The organism is Micromonospora parastrephiae, from assembly GCF_016802865.1.
In the GTDB taxonomy this organism is placed as follows: domain Bacteria; phylum Actinomycetota; class Actinomycetes; order Mycobacteriales; family Micromonosporaceae; genus Micromonospora; species Micromonospora parastrephiae.
This window is the reverse complement of record NZ_JAEVHM010000091.1, coordinates 1-22,679: the sequence shown is the minus strand read 5'-3', so window position 1 is coordinate 22,679 and position 22,679 is coordinate 1. Positions and strand designations below refer to the sequence as shown.

Genomic DNA, 22,679 nt, shown 5'->3' with positions numbered 1-22,679 from the left:
CAGGGATCAAGCCTGACCGCCCGGAGCCGGGCACGGCAGGCCCCCGCCCCCACCGCAACCAGAAGAGCTCAGGAAGCAACCGCGAACAACCGACGCCGAGCCCCCAGCAGCACGACCGACGCCAGCACCAGCCCAACGCCCATCGTGACCAGCAGTGGGCTCGGCTCGCCGGGCAGCAGGCCGGCCACCGACCGCGACGCGGTGCCCAGCGCGAGGTAGAGGCCGGCCCAGGCGGCAGCGCCGAGTGTCGCGCAGCCGAGGAACCTCCGGTACGACATCCGCAGCCCACCGGCGGCCAGCGGCAGCAGGGCGTTGAACACCGGCAGGAACGGCGCGACCACCATCATCCGGCCGCCACCGCGACGCAGGATCCCTTCCGCCGCGCTCCAGCGGGCCTCGCCGATCCAGTCGCCGACCCGGCTGTGGCGCAGCCGTTCGGCGTACCGGCGGCCGACGAGGAAGCTCACCGACCAGCCGGCGAGGCAGCCGACGAGCACGGCGGTGAAGGTGGCGAGCCCGGTGGCCGGGCGGCCCACCCCGACCGCGGCGAGGATCGCCACGTCGCCGGGGATCAGGACGCCGAGCAGCGGTACGGCGTCGAAGAGCATGACGACCCCGAGCGCCCCCATCAGCAGCAGGATGGGCAGCTCTCCGACCTGGGCAAGCCATTGCGTCATGCCCCGTACGCTATGGCCGACCTGCCACCGTGGACATCCGGTCGCGTCCCCCAGCGTCCCCTGGTATCGGCCTCGGGGTCGCCCCTGAGGTGGCCTCGGCCTCACACCGGACGCAGCACCCGGACCTGGCGTAGCGACGAGTCGACCGATGGTTCGGTGGTGGGCACCGGGTAGGCGGCCAGCACCGTCAACCGACCCTCGGGCAGGTGCCCCCGGTCGGGGTCGCCGACCAGGACCTCGGCACCGCCCGCGGCGGCCCGTTGCAGGAACGGCAGTACCCGGTCGGCCAACGCGCGGCTGTAGAAGACGTCTCCGGCGACCACCAGGTCGGCCTCCGCGTCGGCGCGGTCGAGCAGGTCGTCGCCGGTGGTGTCGACGCTGACCTGGTTGGCGCGCGCGTTGATGGTGACGGCGGCCACGGCGTACGGGTCGATGTCGTTGGCGACCACCCGCGCGGCGCCGGACAGCGCGGCGGCGATGGCCACCAGGCCCGAGCCGGCGGCGAGGTCGAGCACCCGCCGGCCGGCGACGAGCTGCGGGTGGTCCAGCAGGTGGCGGGCCAGGGCCTGACCGCCGGCCCAGACCGAGGCCCAGTACGGCGGTGGGAGGGTGTGCCCGGCGGCTGCCTCCATGCGGGCCCACCAGACGATCGCGTCCTCGGCGAGGTGCAGTCGTACCTCCGGGACGAAGGGGATGGGCACCAGCCGGAGCCGGTCCAGGCCGGCACCGGGCGCGTCGATCTCGCGCTCCAGCACGGACAGCGCGGTGGCTGTGGCACCCCTCATCGGCGCAAGCATGCCCCAGCGGCGGGTCAACGGGGTGTGTTTCACGTGCCGCCGCGCAGAGTTCACTCGACTTCGCACAAAGACCTACGGCACTTCGGCCGGCGGATCCGGGGTTTGCCCGTTACTGTCGAACGGGTACGGGCGATCATCGGCCACAGGCCGAGGGTCAGCCGCTTTGAACAGGGAGAGATGCATGGCAACCGGCACGGTTAAGTGGTTCAACTCGGAAAAGGGCTTCGGCTTCATCGAGCAGGACGGTGGAGGGCCGGACGTGTTCGTCCACTACTCCGCCATCGCGACGAGCGGCTACCGGGAGCTCAACGAGGGCCAGAAGGTCGAGTTCGAGGTGACCCAGGGGCAGAAGGGTCCGCAGGCGGACAACGTCCGCCCGATGTAGCTCCGTGCCGGTGACGGCGGCCGGGTCTCCGGCCGCCGTCGCAGCGCACTCAAGACGCTGCCGGGGCGGCGGGCAGGTCCCGCCGCCGCCGGAGCGGTCCGATGAACAGAATCATCGGCGTAAGGGCCAGCCACGTGGTCATCACCGTGATCGCTGTCCCGACGCCGTAGCGTGCGCCGACCGCACCGGCCAGCACGGCCGCCAGCGGGATGGCGCCGAAGTTGAGTAGGTGCATGCTCACGGTCACGCGGCCGAGCAGGTGGTGCGGGGTGTACGTCTGCCGGAACGCGCCCTTGAGCACGTTGCCGACGGCCACTCCGAGGCCGATCAGCATCCCGCCGAGCGCGGGCCAGACCAGTCCCACGCCGGGTGCGGCCAGTGGGATGAGCAGCGCGGGCGGGCCGGTCAGGGCCGCCCCGACCAGAATGCCCCGTGCGGTGCCGCAGCGCCGGGCCAACCTGGTGGCCAGCAGCGCGCCGACGATCCCTCCGACGCTCATCACCGCGACCAGGGCACCCACCATGCCGGGCGCGAGTCGCAGCTCGCGGACCAGGAAGACCACCAGCACGGCCTGGTAGCCGGTCAGCCCGATGTTGCTGGCCGCGCCGAAGACCGTGAGCACCCGCAGGTACGGGTCGCGGATGACGAAGCGCAGCCCTTCGGCGATGTCGCGGCGCAGCGACCGGGAGCGGCCGGCACGGCCGGCGCGTGGCTCGACGGTGCGGATGCGCAGCAGGAAGGCCGCGGAGAGCAGGAACGTGATGGCGTCCAGCAGCAGCGCGGCGACGGCCCCGGTGAGCTGGGCGATCAGGCCGGCGATGCCCGGCCCGACGACGTAGCTGACGGTCTGGGTGGCCTGGAGCTTCGCGTTGCCCTCGGGCAGTTGCTCGGGTCGCAGCACGACCGGGAGGTAGACCTGGTCGGCGGTCTCGAAGAAGACCCGCGCGGCGCCGGCGCCGAGCGCGACGAGCAGCAGGTGCCCGACGGTGAGCCGGTCCAGCGCCACGGCCAGTGGCACGCTGAGGAAGGCCAGCGCGCAGAGCAGGTCGCAGACCACCATCACCGGCCGGCGTGGCAGTCGGTCCACCCACGCGCCGGCCGGAAGGCCGATCAGCAGCCACGGTAGCCAGGCCGCGGCGGTGAGCACGGCCACCTGGAAGGTGCCGGCGTCGAGGACGGCCACGGCGACCAGCGGCAGCGCCACCGTGGTGACGTTGCTGCCGATGCTGCTGACGGTCTGACCGGCCCAGAGCAGCCGGAAGTCGCGGTGCCGCAGCAGCCCGCCGCGCGCTCGGGCACGGCCGGGGCCGGCGTGGGTGGTCGTGGTCACGGCCGGGCCGGGATGCCGTGGGCGAACACGAACACGGGCTGCCGGTCGCGGCCGTCGTCGGGCAGCGGCCGGTCGGCCCAGCGGGCCAGCAGGTCGATCACTTCGCGGCTCAGCTCGGCCAGTTCCTCGGGGGTGAGGTGCAGCCACTTGTCGGTGGAGAACGGGCCGTCGTGCCAGGCGGCCTGCGTCGACTCGTCGGCGGCGTGCCAGGCCCGGGCCAGGGCGACGTGTCGGTCGAGATTGAGTGAGGTGGCCGCGTCGGCGACGGCCCGGGCACCCGGGTCGGTGTCGAAGTCGCTGTTGGACCAGCGCACCCCCCGGGTGACCAGCCGCCACCACCGCTCCCGTCGGTCCCGGGCCAGCTCCGGGGCCTCGGTGACCAGCTCAGCGGCGGCGAGCACCTTGAGGTGGTGGCTGACGTTGGCGGGCGCCTGGTCGGTGCGCTCGGCGAGCATGCCGACGGTGGACGGCCCGTGGACCTTGAGGACGTCCATGAGGCGACGGCGCAGCGGGTGGGCCATGGCGGCCAGCACCCGCGAATCGGTGACCTGGCGTACGTCCGGGTTCTCCATACGCCCAGCCTGCCATCCGCAACAACTGTTGTGCAATAGCTATTGCTCAAGGATCGTTGCGGAGTGGCCGACGGAGGCGACGACGATCAGGCGACCAGCCGGCGAGCCAGCTCGTCGGCAACCTGCTTGGCCATGGTGGGCGGAATGGCGGCGGCGATCTTCTCCGGGGTCAGCCCGGCCAGCACACCCTGGATGATCGCCGGTTCGTCGGTGAAGTCCCGGCCGGACAGCGCGGTCAACGCGGTCTGCAGGGCGCTCAACTGCGTACCGAGCGACTTCAGCGTCGGGTGCCCCGGAACGTAGCTGGTGGCGGTGGCGTCCTCGCCCAGTGCCATCCGGGTGTAGATCTGGCCGACCGGGTTGCGGCCGTCCAGCACGGTCAGGTTGCGGTGGACGGTGGCCAGCCAGGCGTGCTCTTCGGGGGTCATGTCGTTCTCCTCCAGGAGTCCGATGGAGCTGAGGTAACGGCGGAACAGCGGCCGCTGGTCACGGCCTGCCGTGATCGCGTCACGGAAGAAGCTGAAGTGGGTGTGCCAGCGGTGCGAGCTGTCGCCACTGCTGCGCTTGCCGAGCCGGTCCCACCGCTTCACGGTCGAACCGTCGGGGCTGTAGATGATCTCGCGGATGTCCCGGGCGTCCGCCGCGTTCGCGGCGCACTGCCCGACACACCAGAGCGAGAAGCTGGCCAGGGTGTGCGTGCGGCCGGCGGAACGGACCTCGAAGTCGCCAACGTCCAGCGCTGCGGCGTCGAGCGTCAGGCCGGCCCGGTCCCGGGGTGACTCCACCACCGAGTAGTCGTTGGTCACCACCCGGTCGGATCCACAGTGGTACCCGCCGCGGTGGTCGGCGTTGCCGACGATGCCGACCTCGGCCGGCTCCAGGTCCGCGGCGCGGACGGTGTCCCGGTCGACGTTGAGATGGGTGAGAAGCAGACTTCGGAGGGCCAACAGATTCGCCGGGGCCCGGGTCATGGGGGTCCCCCTTTCCGATGGGCGGGGGCCGGGCGCGACGTCACACCGTGTACGCGGTGCGGGGTCCTTTCGGGCGAGCCCGGCCTACTGGTGCACGGCGCCGGGCGTTGACTCAACCATAGCCCTCAATTCTGGCGAATGCCCAGCTCAGAGGCATGAATCTTGTGCGGAGCCACAGTGGACGACCGGCAGCACCAGTGCGGACGGACGCTCCGGGTCATGGAAAACCTGTCGCCAGCCAGCACGCAGCGTCACTGCCGTACCGAGGGATTCGCCGCTGCCCGGGTTACGCGCCCAGCGCGGATGGGCGCCGCCGGAGACCTGCACCCGCAATCGATGTCCGGCCGCGAACCGGTACGCGGTCGGCCAGAGCGGCACCGGGACCCGCAGCGCGCCGGACGGATCGGCCGGGAACCGCTCGGGAGTGACCCGGACCAGTCCGTCGCACACGTTCCACGACCGGCCCCGACGGTCCACGTCGCACAGTCGCACGAAGACATCCAGGTACGGCAGCTCACCGCGGACGTGGATGTCGGCGCGCACCGGACCGATCACCTCCACCGGCCGGCTCAGCGGCGCACTGGTGTACGTCAGCACGTCGGGGCGGGCCTCGACGCGCCGGTTGTCGAACGCGCCGGCGCGCTGCGCGACGAGCAGCGGCCCACCCAGCGACGGGGTGGGATCGGCCGGGTCGTAGCGGAACTCGTCCGGCGTCGAGGGGACCGGTGGACGTGTTGCCAGCTCGCCGCCCGGGTGCAGGTGCCACGCGGTGTCGACCGCGGGCGGTGGCCAGTCCGGCAGGTCCCGCCAGCCGCCGCCACGGCCGCCCACGTACAGCCGGACCGGCGTCGCCGCCGACTCGCGCGCACGCCGACCAGCCGGAGCCAGGTGCGTATCCAGCCAGGCCAGGCCCTCCCGGAGGGCGGCGACGAACAGACCGGGACTGCCGTGCGTCCACGGGCCGATCACGAGGCGCGGCCGTGCGCCGGCGGCGCGCAGGGTGGCATGGTCGTCGAGCTGGGCGGGCAGGAAGATGTCGTGCCAGCCGGTGACCATGATCACCGGTGCTCGTACGCGGGCGACCCGGTCGGCGAAGACCCGCGTCCGCCAGTACGGGGCGTCCGGGGTGTGGTGGCGCAGCCACTCCTGAAAGAAGGGGATGGTCACGCCGGTGGCCACCCGGTCGGCGTCGGCCAGCGGCAGGTGCTCCAGCGCGGCGGCGAGCCGGGGTTGCCCACGCTTGAGCTCCCACTGCCGGGCCAGCCACGGCACCGTCTGCGCGTGCAGCAGCTCCGCCCAGGTCAGCACCGTGTCCAGGGCGAAGGACTCCCCCGCGTACGTCGAGTCCCGGGTGGCCGAGGCGGTGACCACCGCGACCATCGCGCGCAGATCGTCGCCGGCGTCGGCGGCCAGCGCCCACTGCGCGAAGCCCTGGTAGCTGACCCCGAACATGCCCAGCGCGCCGGCCCACCAGGGTTGGCGGCGCAGCCAGTCGAGGGTGTCCGACCCGTCGTCGCGCTCGTGCACCAGCGGGGCGAAGGTTCCGCCGGACCCGCCGGTGCCCCGGCAGGACTGGATGACCGCGTGCTGGCCGCGTGCGGCGAGCAGCCGTCCGAGCAGCCGCAACGGTCCACCCCGGCCGTACGGGGTGCGGATCAGCACGGTGGGCGCGTCGGGGGCCGCCGGGGCGTAGTGGTCGGTGCGCAGCACCACGCCGTCGCGGGCTCGGACCGGGATGTCCCGGGTGACCCGCACCGCCGCGGTGCGGGTCCGCCGGCAGCCGCAACGCGGCACCGGCCAGGCGGGCGACGAGTGAGCGCGGCACGGTCAGCTCGTCGGGCGGCGGGGCGGCTCGGGCCGGGTGGCGCGCACCGAGTCGCGGTGCGCCCGGACCGACTCGCTCATCGCCGCCATGAACCGGTGCACCACCTCCAGCTCGTCCTCGCCGAACCGGTCCATCACCGTGTCGGTACGGGCGCCCAGCGGCTGGAAGAACTCCATGGCGAGCGCGGCGCCCCGATCGGCGTAGTGCAGCAGCACCTTGCGCCGGTCGACGGTGTCCCGGTCCCGGCGGATGTGCCCGGCCCGCTCCAGCCGGTCGATGAGGGCGGTGACCGAGCCGGAGGAGAGGTTGAGCTGATCACCGAGGCGGCCGGGGGTGATCGGGTCACCGAGCAGTTCGGCGTCCATCACGGCGATCAGCGCCTGCAGGTCGGTCGGGTTGAGTCCGTGCAGGTTGGCGAACGCGTGGCCGACCTGCTGGGCGTCCACCGCGTACCGCCGAAGGTTGTTGGTGATCTCCGCGACCAGCTGCTCGCGGCGCGTGTCGCGCCGCCGGTACATGCCGTGAGTCGCCACCTCGCGTCGCTTCTTTCCGGTCGTCGGTCTCCCGGGTTGCAGCATAGAACAGCCGTCGATAATCTCGATTGTCGAGATACTCGACGATCGAATGATTCCGAGGTCGCCTGATGTCCGTCTTCACCAGAGTCGCCCGCGGCCGGTTGGCCGCCTGGCTCACCGTGGCCGCCGCGATCGTCGTCGGCGCGGCCGTCTTCGGCCTGCCCCGCCCGAACAATCCGGCGCCGGTCTCCGCCACCGGCCTGTCCGTGCGGTGGGAGTCGACCCAGGTGCAGCGGTTGCAGGACCAACTCCCCTCCAGCCAGGTGCAGCCGGCCATCGTCGTGGTCAGCCGGGGCGACGGCGGCGCGCTCAGCCAGGCCGACCGGTCCGCCGTCGGCGACCGCTCCGGCGACCTCGCCCGCTTCGGGGCCGGTGGGCAGGTGAGCCCCGCCCAACTCTCCCCGGACGGCACAGTGGCGCTCGTCGCCGTGCCGCTGAGCACCGCCGGAGGTCAGGCCGAGGTCACCGAGACCATCGCCCAACTGCGGGCCGCCCTGGCGGACCTGCCCGGTGGGCTCACCGTCGAGGTGACCGGCGCCCCCGCCTTCACCGCCGACCTCTCCTCGGTCTTCGACGGCGCCGACATCACCCTGCTCGCGGTGACCGCCGCGGTGGTCGCCCTGCTGCTGCTGATCACCTACCGCAGCCCGTTCCTGTGGATCGTGCCGCTCGTCGTGGTCGCGGCGACCGAGCAGCTCACCCTGCGCGCCGTGGACACGATCGTCCCGGCCGTCGGGATCAACCTCCAGCAGGGCCAGGTCACCGGTATCGCCAGCGTGCTGGTCTTCGGTGCGGCCACCGACTACGCCCTGCTCCTCATCGCCCGCTACCGGGAGGAACTGCGCCACGAGGAGAACCGGTTCGAGGCGATGCGCGCCGCGCTGCGCCGTACCGCCGCGCCCATCCTCGCCAGCGGTGGCACCGTGGTGCTCGGCCTTCTCACCCTGCTGCTCAGCGAGCAGGAGACGAATCGGGCACTCGCCGTCGCCTGCGCCACCGGGGTGGTCTTCGCCATGCTCTCGGCGCTGTTCGTGCTCCCCGCCGTGCTGGTGCTCTTCGGCCGCGGCCTGTTCTGGCCGTTCGTACCCCGGGTCGGTGGCGCGGTGCGCGAGGGTCGGCTCTGGGGTCGGCTCGGCGCCGCCGTGCAACGCCGCCCGGTACCGGTCGCGCTGCTGGCGACGCTGCTGCTCGCCGGCCTTGCGCTGGGGGGTCTGGGCATCCGCACCGGGCTGTCCGAGACCGAGCAGTTCCGGGCCCAGCCCGAGGCGGTGACCGGCGCGCAGACCCTGGCCCGCGCGTTCCCCGCCGGCACCACCCAGCCGGTGGCCGTGCTCACCGCACCGGCGGCGGTCCGAACGGTCACCGACGTCGCCGCCGCCGTTCCCGGGGTGGCCTCGGCCCGACCCGGCGACGCCGGGCAGGGCGTCGCCCAGGTCGACGTGGTGCTCACGGCCGAACCCGGCACCACCGCGTCCGACCGCACCATCGAGGCGCTGCGCGACGCGGTCGCCGCCGTCCCCGGGTCCGCGCCCCCCGCCGTCGACGGCGCCGACGCGCCGACCGGGGCGATCGTCGGCGGCACCGTGGCCGCCACCCACGACTCGGAGAGGGCCAACGACGCCGACCTGCGGTTGATCCTTCCGATCATTCTGCTGCTGGTCGGCGCCGTGCTCGTGCTGCTGCTGCGCGGCCTGGTCGCGCCGGTGCTGCTGGTGCTCACCGTGATCGCGTCGTTCTTCGCCAGTCTCGGCGCGGCGTGGCTGCTCTTCGACCACGTGCTTGGTTTCCCGGCACTGGACAGCGGCGTCCTGCTGCTCGCCTTCGTGTTCCTGGTGGCGCTCGGGGTGGACTACAACATCTTCCTGGTCACCCGCGCCCGGGAGGACGCCCGCCTCGCGGGCACCCGCGACGGGATGCTCTCCGCGCTGCGGGTCACCGGCGGCGTGATCACCAGCGCCGGCGTGCTGCTCGCCGCGGTCTTCGCCGTCCTCGGCGTCCTCCCGTTGATCACGCTGACCCAGATCGGCATCATCGTGTGCATCGGCGTCCTGCTCGACACTCTGCTGGTGCGCACGGTCCTGGTGCCGGCGCTGGCATTCGCGCTGGGCGAGCGCTTCTGGTGGCCCGGCCGGATCGCGCACCCTAGTAGGGCTCGACCGGTCGGCGAGGCCCCTGCGGCGGCGGCCGGACCGGCTCCACGGGTTGTTCCCGATCCCCCACCGCCCGGTCCCGGGTGGCCCAGGCGACGATGAACACCACCGTCCACAGCACCCCGAGCAGCACCGCCGCCGCGGTCCCGCTCGCCGTGTCCAGCCCGAGGTAGAGCCGCGCCCCGCCGACGCCCACCACGCCCGCGGCGGCGGCCGTCCAGGCGGCCACCGCCACCGGCCAGCGGGCGCTGCGCGACACCAGCCAGGCCAGGGTGCAGAAGCTCGCCGCGACCACCGCGTTCTGGGTCGAGAACGGGACCGACTCGCTGCCGCCCGGCCCGGCGGTGGGCGAACCGGTCAGCTCCGCCACCACGGCCAGCACCAGCAGCGGCACGAACGCGCCCACCGTGCCGACCACACTGAGCAGGTCAGCCCGCCACGGCCGGTTCCGCCACGCCAGCACCGCCGCCACCAGCGCCACCAGCACGATCAGCACCCACCCGCGCACCAGGGACACCACCACCATGGTGCGTCGGCGGCGCCCGGGGTACGCCGGGCCGCGAACCAACCCTCGATCGCCCCGTCCAGCGCGGCCAGCCCGCTGTTACGCACCACCACCGCGAGCACGCCGGCGATGGCGAAGCCGGCGGCGAAGAGCAGCAACAGCCCCGCGGCCAGGTTGAGCAGCAACGTCCAGGCCGGCCCGATCCGCATGGCCACCAGGAAGAAGAGCAGCCCGTAGCGGGCGCTGAGCCAGCGCACCGGTGGCAGCGCGCCGGCCCGGGAGAGCAGCGCGCGTACCGGATCGGGGTTGCGGCCCAACCACCGGCCGGCGAGCACCACCCCCAGCAGGCCGGCGAGCAGCACCAGCGCCGCGCCGGTGGCACGGCCGAGGAAGGCGGAAACCGTGTCGTACGACTCACCGGCGAGGTGACCGAGCAGCACCGAAGCGCCCACCCAGGTGACGACGCCGGCGAGGTTCCACGGCGCGAACCGCCGGTACGGCATGCCGGCCGCCCCGGCCAGCCGGGGTACCAGGGTGCGGGCGAAGGCCACCCAGCGAGCAGCGAACACGCCCCGGCCTCCGAGACGGGCCAGCATGGCGTCGGCCCGGCCCCACCGCTCGGACCCGACCCGGCGGCCCAGCCCGGCGCGCAGCTTCGGGCCGTACCGCCGTCCGGCGCGGAACGCCAGCCCATCACCGAGGACGGCCGCGACGATCATCGCGAGCAACGCCGGGCCCAACCGCAAGGTACCGTTGTAGGTGAGGAAGCCGACGAGCAGCAGGGTAGCCTCACCCGGCACCAGCAGGCCGAAGATCACCGCGGTCTCGCCCGCCACGATCAGCGCGGCGACCAGGTAGATCCACAGAGTGGGCAGGCCCTGCACCGTGGTCAGCAGGTCGTGCACTCAGGCCCCCGGGACACGGGAGCCAGCATGCCAGCCGGGGGAACGACCGGCACAGCGGTTTCACCATAGATCAGGGGCACCTCGGGGTGACCCCGACGCAGCCTGCGCGAGCGCAGGCGGAAGGATAGAGGGTATGCAGCTTCGCACCGACCTCCGCAACGTCGCCATCATCGCTCACGTCGACCACGGCAAGACCACCCTGGTCGACGCCATGTTGCGGCAGGCCGGCGCGTACGGCGCACGAGGCGAGACGACCGAGCGGGTGATGGACTCCGGAGACCTGGAACGGGAGAAGGGCATCACCATCCTGGCCAAGAACACCGGCGTGCGCTACCTGCCGGCCGACGGCTCGGACCCGGTCACCATCAACATCATCGACACCCCCGGCCACGCCGACTTCGGTGGCGAGGTCGAGCGCGGCCTGACCATGGTCGACGGTGTGGTGTTGCTGGTCGACGCCAGTGAGGGCCCGCTGCCGCAGACCCGCTTCGTGCTGCGCAAGGCCCTGCGGGCCCGGATGCCGATCATCCTGGTGATCAACAAGGTGGACCGCCCCGACGCCCGGATCAAGGAGGTCGTGGACGACACCTACGAGCTCTTCCTCGACCTGGACGCCGACGAGGAGCAGATCGACTTTCCGATCGTCTACGCCTGCGCCCGCGACGGCATCGCCTCGCTGACGCAGCCCGCCGACGGCTCGGTGCCCGACGACAGCACCTCCCTGGAGCCGCTGTTCCGCACCCTGCTGGACACCATCCCGGCACCCGCCTACGAGGACGGCGCGCCGCTACAGGCCCACGTCACCAACCTCGACGCCTCGCCGTTCCTCGGCCGGCTGGCGCTGTGCCGGGTCCGCCAGGGCACCATCAGCAAGGGTCAGACGGTCGCCTGGTGCCGCACCGATGGCAGCACCCAGCGGGTCCGCATCTCCGAGATGCTGATGACCGAGGGCCTGGAGCGCAAGCCGGCCGAGACGGCCGGCCCGGGCGACATCATCGCCGTCGCCGGCATCTCGGACATCATGATCGGTGAGACGCTCGCGGACGCGGAGAACCCGGTGGCACTGCCGCTGATCACCGTCGACGAGCCGGCCATCTCGATGACCATCGGCACCAACACCTCGCCGCTGGTCGGCCGGGTGAAGGGCTCCAAGGTCACCGCCCGGATGGTCAAGGACCGGCTCGACAAGGAGCTGATCGGCAACGTGTCGCTGCGGGTGCTGCCCACCGAGCGACCGGACGCCTGGGAGGTGCAGGGCCGTGGCGAGCTGGCGCTGGCCATCCTGGTCGAGCAGATGCGCCGGGAGAGCTACGAGCTGACCGTCGGCAAGCCGCAGGTGGTCACCCGGGTGATCGACGGCAAGACCTGCGAGCCGGTGGAGCGGCTGACCATCGACGCGCCCGAGGAGTACCTGGGCGCGATCACCCAGCTGCTGGCCACCCGCAAGGGCCGGATGGAGCAGCTGGTCAACCACGGCACCGGCTGGATCCGGATGGAGTGGCTGGTTCCGGCGCGTGGCCTGATCGGCTTCCGCACCGAGTTCCTCACCGACACCCGGGGCACCGGCATCCTGCACCACGTCTTCGAGTCGTACGAGCCGTGGTTCGGCGAGCTGCGGACCCGCAACAACGGCTCGCTGGTCGCCGACCGGGCCGGCGCGGTCACCGCCTTCGCGATGATCAACCTCCAGGAGCGCGGTCAGCTCTTCGTCGAGCCGACCACCGAGGTGTACGAGGGCATGATCGTCGGGGAGAACTCCCGCTCCGACGACATGGACGTCAACATCACCAAGGAGAAGAAGCTCACCAACATGCGGGCGTCGACCTCCGACGAGACGGAGAAGCTGATCCCGCCGCGCAAGCTCTCGCTGGAGCAGGCGCTGGAGTTCTGCCGCGAGGACGAGTGCGTCGAGGTCACCCCGACCGCGGTGCGCATCCGCAAGGTGGTGCTCGACCAGCAGCTGCGGGGTCGGGCCGCCGCCCGCCGCAAGCACGCCGGCTGACCCACCAGCACCCGACGATCGGGCGCGTCGACGCGAGCGGTCGGCGCGCCCGATCGCTGTCCGGCGGGGTACGCGGGCCCGGCCAGCCGACCCGCCGGTGATCGGCTACGGTCACCGGCATGACCTGGGATGATCTCGACGCCCACCTGGATCGGGTGCCCGGCACCGTCTCGGCGTACGTGGGCCGGCTCGACGCGCCACCGACCTGGACCCGGCACGCCGACGCCGCCCACTACGCCGCCAGCACCATGAAGGTGGCGGTGCTCGCCGCGCTGCACCGCGCCGCCGAGTCCGGTGCGCTGGAGCTGGACGCGCGGGTCCCCGTGGTCAACGAGTTCGACTCGGCCCAGCCGGGCGCGCCCCGGTTCTCCTGCGCCCGGCACTATGACAACGACGACGCGGTCTGGGACCGGGTGGGCGACACCGCGCCGCTGCGCTGGCTCGCCGACCGGATGATCGTGCGCTCCAGCAACCTGGCCACCAACCTGGTCATCGGGCATGTCGGCCTGCCGGCGGTGGCCGAGGTGTGGGCGGCGGCCGGTGCCCACGGCAGCGTCACCGGCCGGGGCATCGAGGACTTCGCCGCACGCGAGGCCGGCATCACCAACACCGTCACCGCGGCCGACCTGGCCGCCCTGCTCGGCGCGCTGGCCACCGGGGCCACCACCGCCGGCCGGCTCGCCTCGCCGGCCGCGTGCACGGCCATGCTGGACGTCCTGCTCGCCCAGGAGCACCGCGAGGACCTGGCGGCCGGCCTGCCCGACGGCATCCGCATCGCGCACAAGAACGGGTGGGTGCGAGGTGTCCGGCACGGGGCCGGCGTGGTGTTGCCCGACGACGCCCCGCCGTACCTGATCGCCGTCTGCACCACCACGGACCTGGCCGGCGGTGACGACGACGTCGAGGACGACGCCTGCCGGCTGCTCGCGCACGTCTCGGCGCAGGTGTGGGCGGCCCGTCACCAGCTCTGACCAGGCACCGCCCACTCCGGCTACGCTGCTCGCACCCGCACCCCGGAGCCGCCGATGCGCCGCAGCCGTTCCTTCCTGGTCGCCCTTCTCCTCGTGATGGCGGCGAACCTGCTGGCCAACGCCACCGGCGGTGGTGTGGCCGAGGTGCTCACCAAGCCGCTGCTCATGCCGCTGCTGGCCGCGTACCTGTGGCGGGCCACCGTCGAGCGTGGAGCCCGACCGGATCGGCTGGTGCTCGCCGGCCTGGCGTTCGCCACCGGCGGCGACATGGCCCTGCTCGGCCACGGCACCGGTTGGTTCGTCGCCGGGATGGCCTGCTTCCTCGGCACCCATCTGTGCTACCTCGCGGCGTTCACCCGGGGCGGCGCCGCGACCGCGCTGCGCCGCCCGCCGCTGGTCGCCGTCCCGCTGGGGTACGCGGCGCTGACCGTCGTCGCGCTGACCTGGATGTGGCCGGGACTGAGCGAGGCGGGTCTGGCGGCACCGGTGGCCGGCTACGCGCTCGCGTTGGCCGCGATGGCCACCACCGCCGTCCCGCAGGGTTGGCGGGTCGGTCTCGGCGCCGCGCTGTTCCTCGGCTCCGACCTGTTGATCGCCGCCGGGGTGGCCGGCGTGGCACAGCCACCGGGAGCGCCGGTGCTGGTCATGGCCACGTACGCGGCCGGCCAGGCGCTGATCGTCGTCGGCCGGGCGGCCCGCGCCGAGGCGGGGCCGGGCGCACCGGTCACTCCAGCAGCTGCGCCCGCAACGCCGTGAGGACGTCGTCGGTCAGCCCGAGTCCGTCGCGCAGGTAGCCGTCGAACGAGCCGTGCACCCGGCGTACCTCGTCGTAGCCGGCGTCGAGGTACGCGTCGCGGACCTCCAGCACCGGCAGCACGGCCTCGACGTCCAGCTCCGGCTGGCGCCGTCGCATCGCCTCGACGATCACCGCGCGCAGGCTGTCGGTCAGCGCGTTGTTGCGCAGGTACTCCGCGCGGATCGTGGCCTCGTCGACGCCGAGCGCGGTCAGCAGGACGACGGTGAGCCAGCCGGTGCGGTCCTTGCCGGCGGAGCAGTGGTAGACCAGCGGCAGGTTCTCCGGCCGGGTGGCCAGCCGCACCGCCTCGGCGAAGCCGACCCGCGCCGATTCGCCGGTGACGAACCACCGGTAGATCTCCGCCATCGCCCCCGCGGTGCCCTGCCGGGCAAGCTCCGCGTACGCGTCCAGGTCGTGGCCCAGCAGCACTGCCGAGACGTACGTGAAGACGGGATGCTCCGGGTCGTGCACCGGCAGGTGCACCACCCGCGGCTCACCGGGCAGCCGGTCGACCGGGGCGACCGCGATCTCCGAGGAGTCGCGCAGGTCCAGCACACAGGCCGGCCCGAGCTTCGCGAGCACCGGCAGGTCCTCGTCGGTGAGGCGGCCCAGCGCCGGGGTACGGATCAACCTCCCGGCACGTATCCGCCGGCCATCGGCGCCGAGCAGGCCACCCAGGTCACGTGCGTTCGGCGCGCCCACCAGCTCCCAGTCCTGCCCGGCCATTCGGTCTCCCCCTCTGCCGCGTGCCTGCGTATAGGGTGCCCCACATGACGATCTCGGCGGTACGCACCCACCGGGTTTCTGCCCCCTTACACACCCCGTTCGTGACCGCGCTGCGCCGCACCACCACGGTCGACACCCTGGTCGTCGAGCTGGTCGACGCGGACGGCCGGTCCGGCTTCGGCGAGGCGCCGCAGGTCTGGCAGGTCACCGGCGCGTCGGTCGCGGGCGCTCAGGCGTGCGTACGGGAGCTGCTCGGGCCACTGTTGATCGGCCGTGACCCGGACGACCTGGTGGCCCGCTGCGCGGAGGTGCAGCGGGCGGTGGTCGGCAACGAGGCTGCGAAGGCGGCGCTGGACGTCGCCCTGCACGACCTGGCCGCCCGACGGCTGGGCGTACCCCTGGTGCGTCTGCTGGGTGGCACGGCGCTGCGGGTTCCGACGGACGTGACCCTCGCGGCGGGCGACGCGGTCGACCTGGCGGCGGCCGCGCGGCAGCGGCAGGCCGACGGCTTCGGTGTGCTCAAGCTGAAGGTCGGCACCGACGCGGCGGGTGACCTGGACCGGGTGCGGGCCGTGCGCGCGGCGGTCGGCGCCGGGGTCCGGATCCGGCTGGACGCCAACCAGGGGTGGACGCCCCGGGAGGCGGTGCGGGTGATCCGCGGCATCGAGGACGCCGGGCTCGACGTGGAGCTGGTCGAGCAGCCGGTGGTGCGCTGGGACCTGGACGGGCTGGCGTGGGTCAGTGACCGGGTCTCCGTGCCGATCCTGGCCGACGAGGCGGTCTTCGGGGTACGTGACCTGGTGGAGGTGATCCGTCGCCGGGCCGCCGACATGGTGAACGTCAAGCTGGCCAAGTGCGGCGGGCTGTACCCGGCGCGCACCCTGCTGGAGCTGGCCGCCGCGCACGCCTTGGCACGGTGGTCGGGTCGATGATGGAGAGCCAGGTCGGCATCGGCGCGGCGGCGAGCCTGGTCGCGGCGTACGGCACCACGGCCGTCGCCGACCTGGACGCCGCCTGGTGGCTGGCCTGGTCGCCGGTGCAGGGTGGGATCCGCTACGAGGGGGCGACGGTGGTGTTGCCGGAGGCCCCTGGCCTGGGCATTTCCGGCCTGGCTGAAGCTAAGGTGCAGGGCCGCGGTTGATGATCGTTGGTTTCTTTCATAGAGTTTCCTGGACAGCCGACCGAGCTGGGGGTTGACGTGGAGCTGCAACCGGGCCGCGAGGCCCTCGTCCGGGTCGCGGTGGCCACCCTGTGGACCTCCCCCGAGGCGGTCCGTCCGGTCGACGGCCCGGCGCTCAGTGTCGGCGCCGACATCCCCGCCTGGATCTCCGGAATGGACACCGACCAGCAGGTCGGCGACTGCGTGCTGAGCCAACTCCTGCTCGGCGAGCGGGTCCTCGTCAGTGAGCTGCGCCCGGACGGGTGGGCCCGGGTGGTCGCCGTCGAGCAGCCGGCCGCCAAACTGGACCCGCGGGGCTACCCGGGCTGGCTTCCCGCCGACCAGTTGGCCCCCGTCGACCCGGCCGTCGCCGGTGACCCGCTGATGGTCGACGCCACGGTCACCGCGCTGCGCGCCGCGCCGGACGGCCCGGTCGTGGTGTCCGGCGTGGTCGTCGGACCCGCCTCGTCCCCGGCCGGGCCCGGCCCGCGATGGCTGGCAGCCGGTGCACGTCCCCGGTCAGGGGCGCTCCGCTCTGGCTGCCCGACAGCGAGCTGGCCGCGCCGCCGACCGAGCCGCCGAGCGCCGAGCGGGTGCTCGCCGTGGCGCAGCGGCTGCTGCACGTGACGTACGTCTGGGGCGGGCTCTCCGCGTACGGCATCGACTGTTCCGGATTGGTGCACCTGGCGTGGCGGCGCTTCGGGGTGCTGCTGCCCCGCGACGCCGACGACCAGGCGGTCGCCACCTCACCCCTGGCGCTCGGCGCGGAGCGCCCCGGCGACCTCTACTTCTTCGCCCGCCCCGGCCGCAAGATCCACCATATCGGGATCGTCACCGCCGCCCCGGGCGGCGAGCAGCGGCGGATGCTGCACGCCTGCTACCGGCGGCGGCGGGTCATCGAGGAGGCTCTGCCGGCCGAGCGGACCGCCACCCTGGTCGGCGCGCACCGGGTCTGACCGGCCGGGCGCGTTCCCGCACCCGGCCGGTGGAGCTCAGCGTCGGGCGTCGGCCAGCTCGCGGCGGCGGTCCCGGGAGGACTTGATCAGACTGGCGGCGGTGGCGACGCCCAGCGTGCCGAGGATGACCAGCAGCGAGAGCCAGATCGGGATGTGCGGCGCCCAGCCGACGTGCTCCCCACCGTTGATGAACGGCAGGTTGTTGTCGGCCAGCGCCTCCAGCACGAGCTTGACCCCGATGAAGCCGAGCACGACGGCCAGGCCGTAGCTCAGGTAGATCAGCCGGTCGAGCAGGCCACCGAGCAGGAAGTAGAGCTGCCGCAGGCCCATCAGCGCGAACACGTTCGCGGTGAACACCAGGTACGGCTCCTGCGTGATGCCGAAGATCGCCGGGATCGAGTCCAGTGCGAAGATCAGGTCGGTGGTGCCGATCGCGATCATCACGATGAGCATCGGGGTGAACAGCCGCCGGCCGTTCTCGTGCGTGACCAGCTTCGCGTCGTCGTAGCCCTTGGAGATCGGCAGCGCGCGGCGACTCCACCGGATCAGCACGTTCTCGGAGAACTCGTCCTCGTCCGGCTCACCCTGGCGGGCCAGGTTGACCGCCGTGTAGATCAGGAACGCGCCGAAGATGTAGAAGACCCAGGAGAACTGCGAGATCAACGCGGCACCGGCGGCGATGAACCCGCCGCGCATCACCAGAGCCAGCACTATGCCGACGAGCAGCACCTTCTGCTGGTACTGCCGGGGAACCCCGAAGCGGGCCATGATGATCACGAAGACGAAGAGGTTGTCCACCGAGAGGCTGTACTCGGTGAGCCAGCCGGTGTAGAACTGCCCCGCCGCACTGGCCCCGGAGGCCAACCAGACGCCGGCGCCGAAGAGCAGTGCCAGGCCGACGTAGAACGCGACCCAGAGGCTCGACTCCCGCACGCTCGGCTCGTGCGGACGCCGACCGATGATCAACAGGTCGACGAGCAGAACCGCAGTCAGTGCGACGAGAGTCCCCGCCCACACCAATCCGGACACGTCCAACGTTCATTCCTCCGGCAGACACGCGGCGTCCGGCACACCGTACGCCCTGACGGAGGCCGGTGTGCCGGTGACGCTCACTCTGGTGACTGTCGGAGGTCTCTTCCGCCGCCGCCCGCGAGCGGGTGGCGACCGATGGAGCCGGGTCGGGACGCCACGTAGTGGCGATCGACCGTGCTGACGACTCCGTCGCGAGGGAATACTCCCCTCCTCGGGGACCATTCTTGCCCACCACGCGCCGTGATCACACCCCGGGCAGCCGGTGGTACCGACCACTCGTCCATCCGGGAATATCGGCGCGCGCCACACCCACTCGCGTGTCCTAGGAGGCTAGTGCGTGTCGGGTGCGCGAACGGCCCGGCGACCGACCCACGACTCCGCCGCGCCCCACCCCGTGGGAGGCTTTCCGGCATGGTGCTTGAGGTCGCGTTGATCGACGTACTGCCCGGACACGAGGAGGCGTTCGCCGCCGCGTACGCCCAGGGCCACCCCGTCCTGGCCGGAGCCGCCGGCTGCCGGTCGGTGCGGATGACCCGGGGGATCGAGTCCCCGACCCGGTTCGTGCTGCTGGTCGAATGGGACTCGGTCGAGGCGCACGAGGAGAACTTCCGGGCCACCGAGCGGTTCACGCAGTGGCGTGCCCTGATCGGCCCGCACTTCGCCGGACCGCCCGTGGTCGAGCACTTCCTCGACGTACCGGCCTGAGTGGGAGTTGTCGTACCCGCCGGTTAGCGTGCCTGCGCACGCGCCGGCCGCCGGTCCCGACGCGCTCGGGGGCGCCGGGCCCGGTGGCCGCGCGCGCCGTCGCGCCTGCGACGCGGGCCGTCACTCGCCGACGCGGCGGGCCAGCGCGGTGACCGTCTCCTCCGGTGACAGCGCGGCCGCCAGCAGCGCCTCGGTCATCCGCTCGTACCGGTCGACGTCCAGCACCGTGGCCAACCGGACGTCGGTGGTCAATGCCTCCAACATCACCGTCCGCGGGTCCGCCGGGTCGGGAAAGGCATACCAGGAGTACGGCGTGAGCGGGTGCAGGCCACTACCGGCCGCCTCGAGCGGCAGCAGCCGCACCGTGACGTGGGCCAGGCCGGTCACCGCGACCAGGTGCCGCAGCTGTTCGCGCCACACCTCGACCGGCAGGTCACCCAGGTCGCAGGCCGCCTCGGCGAGCACCGCCGTGTAGCGCGGCGGGTCGGCCCGACGCAGCACCTCCTGCCGCAGCGCCCGGGCGCGCACCTCCACCTCCACGTCGACGTCGGGCGTGAGCAGGGCGCCGGCGGAGACCCGCAACCGGGCGTACGCCGGCGTCTGGAGCAGGCCCGGCACGACCGCCGGCTGGTACTCGACGATGTGGGCCGCGCCGGCTTCCAACTCGGCGTACGTGCGCTGCCGTTCGCTCATCTCGCCCAACGTCTTCCACCAACCACGGCTGGTGGCGGCGTCCCGGGCGATCACGATCAGCGCGTCGCGGGCCGGCGGCGGCACCTGGTAGATGTCCAGCAGATCCAGCACGTCGGCGAGATCCGGCCGGCTCTGCCCCAGCTCGATGCGGGACAGCTTCGACGTCGAGGCCCAGCCCAGCCGGTCGCAGACCTGTTCCAGGGTCAGCGCCTCACGTCGGCGCAACTGGCGCAGTTCTGCGCCCAGCCGTACTCGTCGAATGACAGGACTTGTTGGCAGCGGCATCCCGGCCTCCCCACCGAGGGAGAGTACGCAGGACGATCACCCAGTGCAATACCTTGCTCGCGCACCGCAACCGGGATGTGCCGGTCGAGGGACGGACGCAGCCGGGCCTCGGGCAGCCCGAGACCATCTCCTCGACCCGGCGTCACCGCTGTCAACCCCGAGCGGCCACGCCCACGCGGTACGCGGGCCGTCGCCGCCGGGACGGTCGTCACTTCACGCCGGCGGCGTCCATACCGCGCAGTTCCTTCTTCAGGTCGGCCACCTCGTCGCGGATCCTGGCCGCCAGCTCGAACTGCAACTCGCGTGCGGCGGCCAGCATCTGGTCGTTGAGTTCCTGGATGAGCTGCGCGAGATCGGCGCGGGCCATCCCCTCCCGCGAGGGGGTGGTGGTGCTGGCCCGACTCCGGCTGCGTGTCTCCTTGACCGGCGCCTTGCCCCGGGAAAGCTGGCGCACCGCACCGCCGACCCGCGAGTTCTCGGTGTCCTCCGCCTCGCGGTAGATGTCGTCCAGGATGTCGTGGATCTTCTTGCGCAGTGGCTCGGGGCTGATGCCGTTGGCCTCGTTGTGCGCGATCTGCTTGGCCCGACGCCGATCGGTCTCGTCGATGGCCGCCGCCATCGAAGGGGTGATCTTGTCGGCGTACATGTGCACCTGTCCGGAGACGTTACGGGCGGCCCGCCCGATGGTCTGGATCAGCGAGCGGCCGCTGCGCAGGAAGCCTTCCTTGTCGGCGTCGAGGATCGCCACCAGCGACACCTCGGGCAGGTCCAGACCTTCGCGGAGCAGGTTGATGCCGACCAGCACGTCGTAGTCGCCCTTGCGCAACTCGCGCAGCAGCTCCACCCGGCGCAGGGTGTCCACCTCCGAGTGCAGGTAGCGCACCCGGATGCCGTTCTCCAGCAGGTAGTCGGAGAGGTCCTCGGCCATCTTCTTGGTCAGCGTGGTGACGAGCACACGCTCGTCCTTCTCGGTACGTAGCTTGATCTCGTGCATGAGGTCGTCGATCTGGCCCTTGGTCGGCTTGATCACGACCTCCGGGTCGATCAGCCCGGTGGGGCGGATGACCTGCTCGACGAACTCGCCCTGGGCCTGCTCCAGCTCCCACGGACCGGGGGTCGCCGAGAGGTAGACCATCTGGCCGACGCGCTCCAAAAACTCGTCGAAGCGCAACGGCCGGTTGTCGGCGGCGCTGGGCAGCCGGAAGCCGTGGTCGATGAGCATCCGCTTGCGGGAGGCGTCGCCCTCGTACATGCCGCCGATCTGCGGGATCGTCACGTGCGACTCGTCGACCACGGTGAGGAAGTCGTCCGGGAAGTAGTCGAGCAGGCAGTGCGGCGGGCTGCCGGGCAGCCGCCCGTCCATGTGCATCGAGTAGTTCTCGATGCCGGAGCAGAAGCCCACCTGGCGCATCATCTCGATGTCGTAGGTGGTGCGCATCCGCAGCCGCTGCGCCTCCAGCAGCTTGCCCTGACGCTCCAGCTCGGCCAGCCGCTCGGCCAGCTCCGCCTCGATGTCGCGGATGGCCCGCTCCATCCGCTCCGGGCCGGCCGCGTAGTGCGTCGCCGGGAAGATCACCAGCTGGTCGACCTCACGGACCACGTCACCGGTCAACGGGTTGAGGTAGTAGAGCTTCTCCACCTCGTCGCCGAACAGCTCGATGCGGACCGCCAGCTCCTCGTACGCCGGAATGATCTCCAGGGTGTCGCCCCGGACCCGGAAGGTGCCCCGCTGGAAGGCCATGTCGTTGCGGGTGTACTGGATGTCGACCAGCCGGCGCAGCAACTGGTCACGGTCGAGCTCCTGGCCGACCTCCACCCGAACCGCACGGTCCAGGTATTCCTCCGGGGTGCCCAGACCGTAGATCGCCGAGACGGTTGCCACCACGATCACGTCGCGGCGGGTGAGCAGCGACATCGTCGCCGAGTGCCGCAGCCGCTCGACCTCCTCGTTGATCGAGGAGTCCTTCTCGATGTAGGTGTCGGTCTGCGGAATGTACGCCTCGGGCTGGTAGTAGTCGTAGTACGAGACGAAGTATTCGACGGCGTTGTGCGGCAGCAGCTCGCTGAACTCCTTGGCCAGCTGCGCGCAGAGCGTCTTGTTGGGTGCGAGCACCAGGGTCGGGCGTTGCAGCCGCTCGATCAGCCACGCCGTCGTGGCGCTCTTGCCGGTGCCGGTCGCGCCGAGGAGCACCGTGTTACGGTCGCCGCGCCGAACGTGACGATCAAGATCGTCGATGGCGGCCGGCTGGTCGCCGGCCGGCTGGAACTCACTGACGACCTGGAAGCGGCTGTCGAGCCGGGGAATGTCGAGCGCCATGACCTCAACGGTACGCCGGAGGTCCGACAGGATCGGCCGTCCCGCCGGGTACGTGATCAGCTTCAATATTCCCATTGTGTGGCACATGTCACCGGCGCTAGGCTCTCGACGTAGGCCGCTCGCGGCGGCCGACCGGGCCGGTGGCCAAGCCGTCATCTCGGCCGGCGCCCCCGGCACTGCGGGTCGCAGCACCCGGCACGTCCGGCGTGCGCGCCCGTGTGGTCGCGCTCGAGGCGCAGAGCCGCGCCGCGAGCGCCCCTGCTCGTCACCCCGTCGAGCCCCGCCCGTTTCACATCTGTGGACACCTCTGCGCACCCGGCAACCGACACCGACCGCGGGGACGCG

20 protein-coding genes and 2 pseudogenes are annotated in these 22,679 nt (G+C 72.3%); 10 read left to right on the top strand and 12 right to left on the bottom strand.

What is annotated here, in order from left to right; all coding sequences use genetic code 11:
* Positions 1-68: 68 nt before the first annotated feature.
* Entirely contained in the window at positions 69-677 is a 609-nt protein-coding gene (locus JNW91_RS18575) for a DedA family protein (RefSeq protein ID WP_203176819.1), read from the bottom strand.
* A 101-nt stretch (positions 678-778) separates the two neighbouring features.
* Positions 779-1,462 (bottom strand): class I SAM-dependent methyltransferase, encoded by a 684-nt coding sequence (locus JNW91_RS18570; RefSeq protein ID WP_309244413.1) that lies wholly within the window; start codon positions 1,460-1,462, stop codon positions 779-781.
* Between the two features lie 193 nt (positions 1,463-1,655).
* Here JNW91_RS18570 and JNW91_RS18565 point away from each other — a divergent pair, with 193 nt between their 5' ends.
* Positions 1,656-1,859: a cold-shock protein gene (locus tag JNW91_RS18565; protein ID WP_007072071.1), complete on the top strand. Its 204-nt coding sequence runs from the start codon at positions 1,656-1,658 to the stop codon at positions 1,857-1,859.
* A 49-nt stretch (positions 1,860-1,908) separates the two neighbouring features.
* Here JNW91_RS18565 and JNW91_RS18560 read toward each other — a convergent pair whose 3' ends face one another.
* The 5 genes and pseudogenes from JNW91_RS18560 to JNW91_RS18540 form a co-directional block, all read right to left on the bottom strand.
* Positions 1,909-3,189 (bottom strand): MFS transporter, encoded by a 1,281-nt coding sequence (locus JNW91_RS18560; protein WP_203176818.1) that lies wholly within the window; start codon positions 3,187-3,189, stop codon positions 1,909-1,911.
* Positions 3,186-3,761, bottom strand: a complete 576-nt coding sequence (locus tag JNW91_RS18555; protein ID WP_203176817.1) for an ArsR/SmtB family transcription factor — start codon at positions 3,759-3,761, stop codon at positions 3,186-3,188. The genes JNW91_RS18560 and JNW91_RS18555 overlap by 4 nt, the downstream gene beginning before the upstream one ends.
* 86 nt (positions 3,762-3,847) lie before the next feature.
* On the bottom strand, positions 3,848-4,732 hold the full coding sequence (locus JNW91_RS18550) for a hypothetical protein (protein WP_203176816.1): 885 nt from the start codon (positions 4,730-4,732) through the stop codon (positions 3,848-3,850).
* A gap of 147 nt (positions 4,733-4,879) precedes the next feature.
* A pseudogene (locus tag JNW91_RS18545) lies at positions 4,880-6,557 on the bottom strand (CocE/NonD family hydrolase).
* A 2-nt stretch (positions 6,558-6,559) separates the two neighbouring features.
* Positions 6,560-7,075, bottom strand: coding sequence for a MarR family winged helix-turn-helix transcriptional regulator (locus tag JNW91_RS18540; RefSeq protein WP_203176821.1), 516 nt, complete (start codon positions 7,073-7,075; stop codon positions 6,560-6,562).
* Between the two features lie 125 nt (positions 7,076-7,200).
* On the opposite strand from JNW91_RS18540, the gene JNW91_RS18535 reads away from it, so the two are divergent.
* Positions 7,201-9,384, top strand: a complete 2,184-nt coding sequence (locus tag JNW91_RS18535; protein ID WP_203176815.1) for an MMPL family transporter — start codon at positions 7,201-7,203, stop codon at positions 9,382-9,384.
* Here JNW91_RS18535 and JNW91_RS18530 read toward each other — a convergent pair.
* Positions 9,275-10,692 (bottom strand): annotated as a pseudogene (locus JNW91_RS18530) (DedA family protein). The gene JNW91_RS18535 and the pseudogene JNW91_RS18530 sit on opposite strands and share 110 nt — an antisense overlap.
* A 133-nt stretch (positions 10,693-10,825) precedes the next feature.
* Between JNW91_RS18530 and typA the strand changes: the two are divergent.
* The 3 genes from typA to JNW91_RS18515 all read left to right on the top strand — a co-directional run bounded on the left by typA (position 10,826) and on the right by JNW91_RS18515 (position 14,421).
* Complete coding sequence (typA, locus tag JNW91_RS18525; RefSeq protein ID WP_203176814.1) at positions 10,826-12,694, top strand: translational GTPase TypA; 1,869 nt, start codon at positions 10,826-10,828, stop codon at positions 12,692-12,694.
* 119 nt (positions 12,695-12,813) lie between these two features.
* Entirely contained in the window at positions 12,814-13,665 is an 852-nt protein-coding gene (locus JNW91_RS18520; protein WP_203176813.1) for a serine hydrolase, read from the top strand.
* 54 nt (positions 13,666-13,719) lie between these two features.
* Entirely contained in the window at positions 13,720-14,421 is a 702-nt protein-coding gene (locus tag JNW91_RS18515) for a lysoplasmalogenase (protein WP_203176812.1), read from the top strand.
* Here JNW91_RS18515 and JNW91_RS18510 read toward each other — a convergent pair.
* Complete coding sequence (locus tag JNW91_RS18510) at positions 14,390-15,187, bottom strand: tyrosine-protein phosphatase (protein WP_203176811.1); 798 nt, start codon at positions 15,185-15,187, stop codon at positions 14,390-14,392. The two genes, JNW91_RS18515 and JNW91_RS18510, sit on opposite strands and share 32 nt — an antisense overlap.
* Before the next feature lie 44 nt (positions 15,188-15,231).
* Here JNW91_RS18510 and JNW91_RS18505 point away from each other — a divergent pair, with 44 nt between their 5' ends.
* The 4 genes from JNW91_RS18505 to JNW91_RS32430 are packed head-to-tail and all read left to right on the top strand — an operon-like array spanning position 15,232 to position 17,302.
* The gene (locus JNW91_RS18505; RefSeq protein ID WP_238425247.1) at positions 15,232-16,119 is read left to right on the top strand and encodes a mandelate racemase/muconate lactonizing enzyme family protein; all 888 of its coding nucleotides are present in this window, start codon (positions 15,232-15,234) and stop codon (positions 16,117-16,119) included.
* Positions 16,116-16,328 carry a hypothetical protein gene (locus JNW91_RS32440; protein ID WP_238425246.1) on the top strand — a complete coding sequence of 71 codons (213 nt, stop codon included), beginning with the start codon at positions 16,116-16,118 and terminating at the stop codon, positions 16,326-16,328. Before JNW91_RS18505 ends, JNW91_RS32440 begins: the two co-directional genes overlap by 4 nt.
* 57 nt (positions 16,329-16,385) lie before the next feature.
* Complete coding sequence (locus tag JNW91_RS32435; protein ID WP_238425245.1) at positions 16,386-16,973, top strand: hypothetical protein; 588 nt, start codon at positions 16,386-16,388, stop codon at positions 16,971-16,973.
* Complete coding sequence (locus JNW91_RS32430; RefSeq protein ID WP_309244412.1) at positions 16,949-17,302, top strand: C40 family peptidase; 354 nt, start codon at positions 16,949-16,951, stop codon at positions 17,300-17,302. Before JNW91_RS32435 ends, JNW91_RS32430 begins: the two co-directional genes overlap by 25 nt.
* A gap of 36 nt (positions 17,303-17,338) precedes the next feature.
* On the opposite strand, the gene JNW91_RS18495 is transcribed toward JNW91_RS32430, so the two are convergent.
* Positions 17,339-18,337 (bottom strand): TerC family protein, encoded by a 999-nt coding sequence (locus JNW91_RS18495; protein WP_203176810.1) that lies wholly within the window; start codon positions 18,335-18,337, stop codon positions 17,339-17,341.
* Positions 18,338-18,745: 408 nt separating this feature from the next.
* On the opposite strand from JNW91_RS18495, the gene JNW91_RS18490 reads away from it, so the two are divergent.
* Positions 18,746-19,039, top strand: coding sequence for an antibiotic biosynthesis monooxygenase family protein (locus JNW91_RS18490; RefSeq protein WP_203176809.1), 294 nt, complete (start codon positions 18,746-18,748; stop codon positions 19,037-19,039).
* A gap of 120 nt (positions 19,040-19,159) precedes the next feature.
* Here JNW91_RS18490 and JNW91_RS18485 read toward each other — a convergent pair whose 3' ends face one another.
* Together JNW91_RS18485 and uvrB are read right to left on the bottom strand one after the other, a co-directional pair.
* Positions 19,160-20,017 (bottom strand): helix-turn-helix domain-containing protein, encoded by an 858-nt coding sequence (locus JNW91_RS18485; protein WP_203176808.1) that lies wholly within the window; start codon positions 20,015-20,017, stop codon positions 19,160-19,162.
* Between the two features lie 208 nt (positions 20,018-20,225).
* Complete coding sequence (uvrB, locus tag JNW91_RS18480; RefSeq protein ID WP_203176820.1) at positions 20,226-22,334, bottom strand: excinuclease ABC subunit UvrB; 2,109 nt, start codon at positions 22,332-22,334, stop codon at positions 20,226-20,228.
* Positions 22,335-22,679: the final 345 nt, after the last annotated feature.

Coding starts and splice junctions, on each gene's coding strand:
- JNW91_RS18490 (WP_203176809.1), top strand. CDS start 18,746: ATGGTGCTTGAGGTCGCGTTGATCGACGTACTGCCCGGACACGAGGAG.
- JNW91_RS18550 (WP_203176816.1), bottom strand. CDS start 4,732: ATGACCCGGGCCCCGGCGAATCTGTTGGCCCTCCGAAGTCTGCTTCTC.
- JNW91_RS32440 (WP_238425246.1), top strand. CDS start 16,116: ATGATGGAGAGCCAGGTCGGCATCGGCGCGGCGGCGAGCCTGGTCGCG.
- typA (WP_203176814.1), top strand. CDS start 10,826: ATGCAGCTTCGCACCGACCTCCGCAACGTCGCCATCATCGCTCACGTC.
- JNW91_RS18485 (WP_203176808.1), bottom strand. CDS start 20,017: ATGCCGCTGCCAACAAGTCCTGTCATTCGACGAGTACGGCTGGGCGCA.
- JNW91_RS18555 (WP_203176817.1), bottom strand. CDS start 3,761: ATGGAGAACCCGGACGTACGCCAGGTCACCGATTCGCGGGTGCTGGCC.
- JNW91_RS18565 (WP_007072071.1), top strand. CDS start 1,656: ATGGCAACCGGCACGGTTAAGTGGTTCAACTCGGAAAAGGGCTTCGGC.
- JNW91_RS18505 (WP_238425247.1), top strand. CDS start 15,232: ATGACGATCTCGGCGGTACGCACCCACCGGGTTTCTGCCCCCTTACAC.
- JNW91_RS18570 (WP_309244413.1), bottom strand. CDS start 1,462: ATGAGGGGTGCCACAGCCACCGCGCTGTCCGTGCTGGAGCGCGAGATC.
- JNW91_RS18535 (WP_203176815.1), top strand. CDS start 7,201: ATGTCCGTCTTCACCAGAGTCGCCCGCGGCCGGTTGGCCGCCTGGCTC.
- uvrB (WP_203176820.1), bottom strand. CDS start 22,334: ATGGCGCTCGACATTCCCCGGCTCGACAGCCGCTTCCAGGTCGTCAGT.
- JNW91_RS18510 (WP_203176811.1), bottom strand. CDS start 15,187: ATGGCCGGGCAGGACTGGGAGCTGGTGGGCGCGCCGAACGCACGTGAC.
- JNW91_RS18575 (WP_203176819.1), bottom strand. CDS start 677: ATGACGCAATGGCTTGCCCAGGTCGGAGAGCTGCCCATCCTGCTGCTG.
- JNW91_RS18520 (WP_203176813.1), top strand. CDS start 12,814: ATGACCTGGGATGATCTCGACGCCCACCTGGATCGGGTGCCCGGCACC.
- JNW91_RS18515 (WP_203176812.1), top strand. CDS start 13,720: ATGCGCCGCAGCCGTTCCTTCCTGGTCGCCCTTCTCCTCGTGATGGCG.
- JNW91_RS18540 (WP_203176821.1), bottom strand. CDS start 7,075: ATGTACCGGCGGCGCGACACGCGCCGCGAGCAGCTGGTCGCGGAGATC.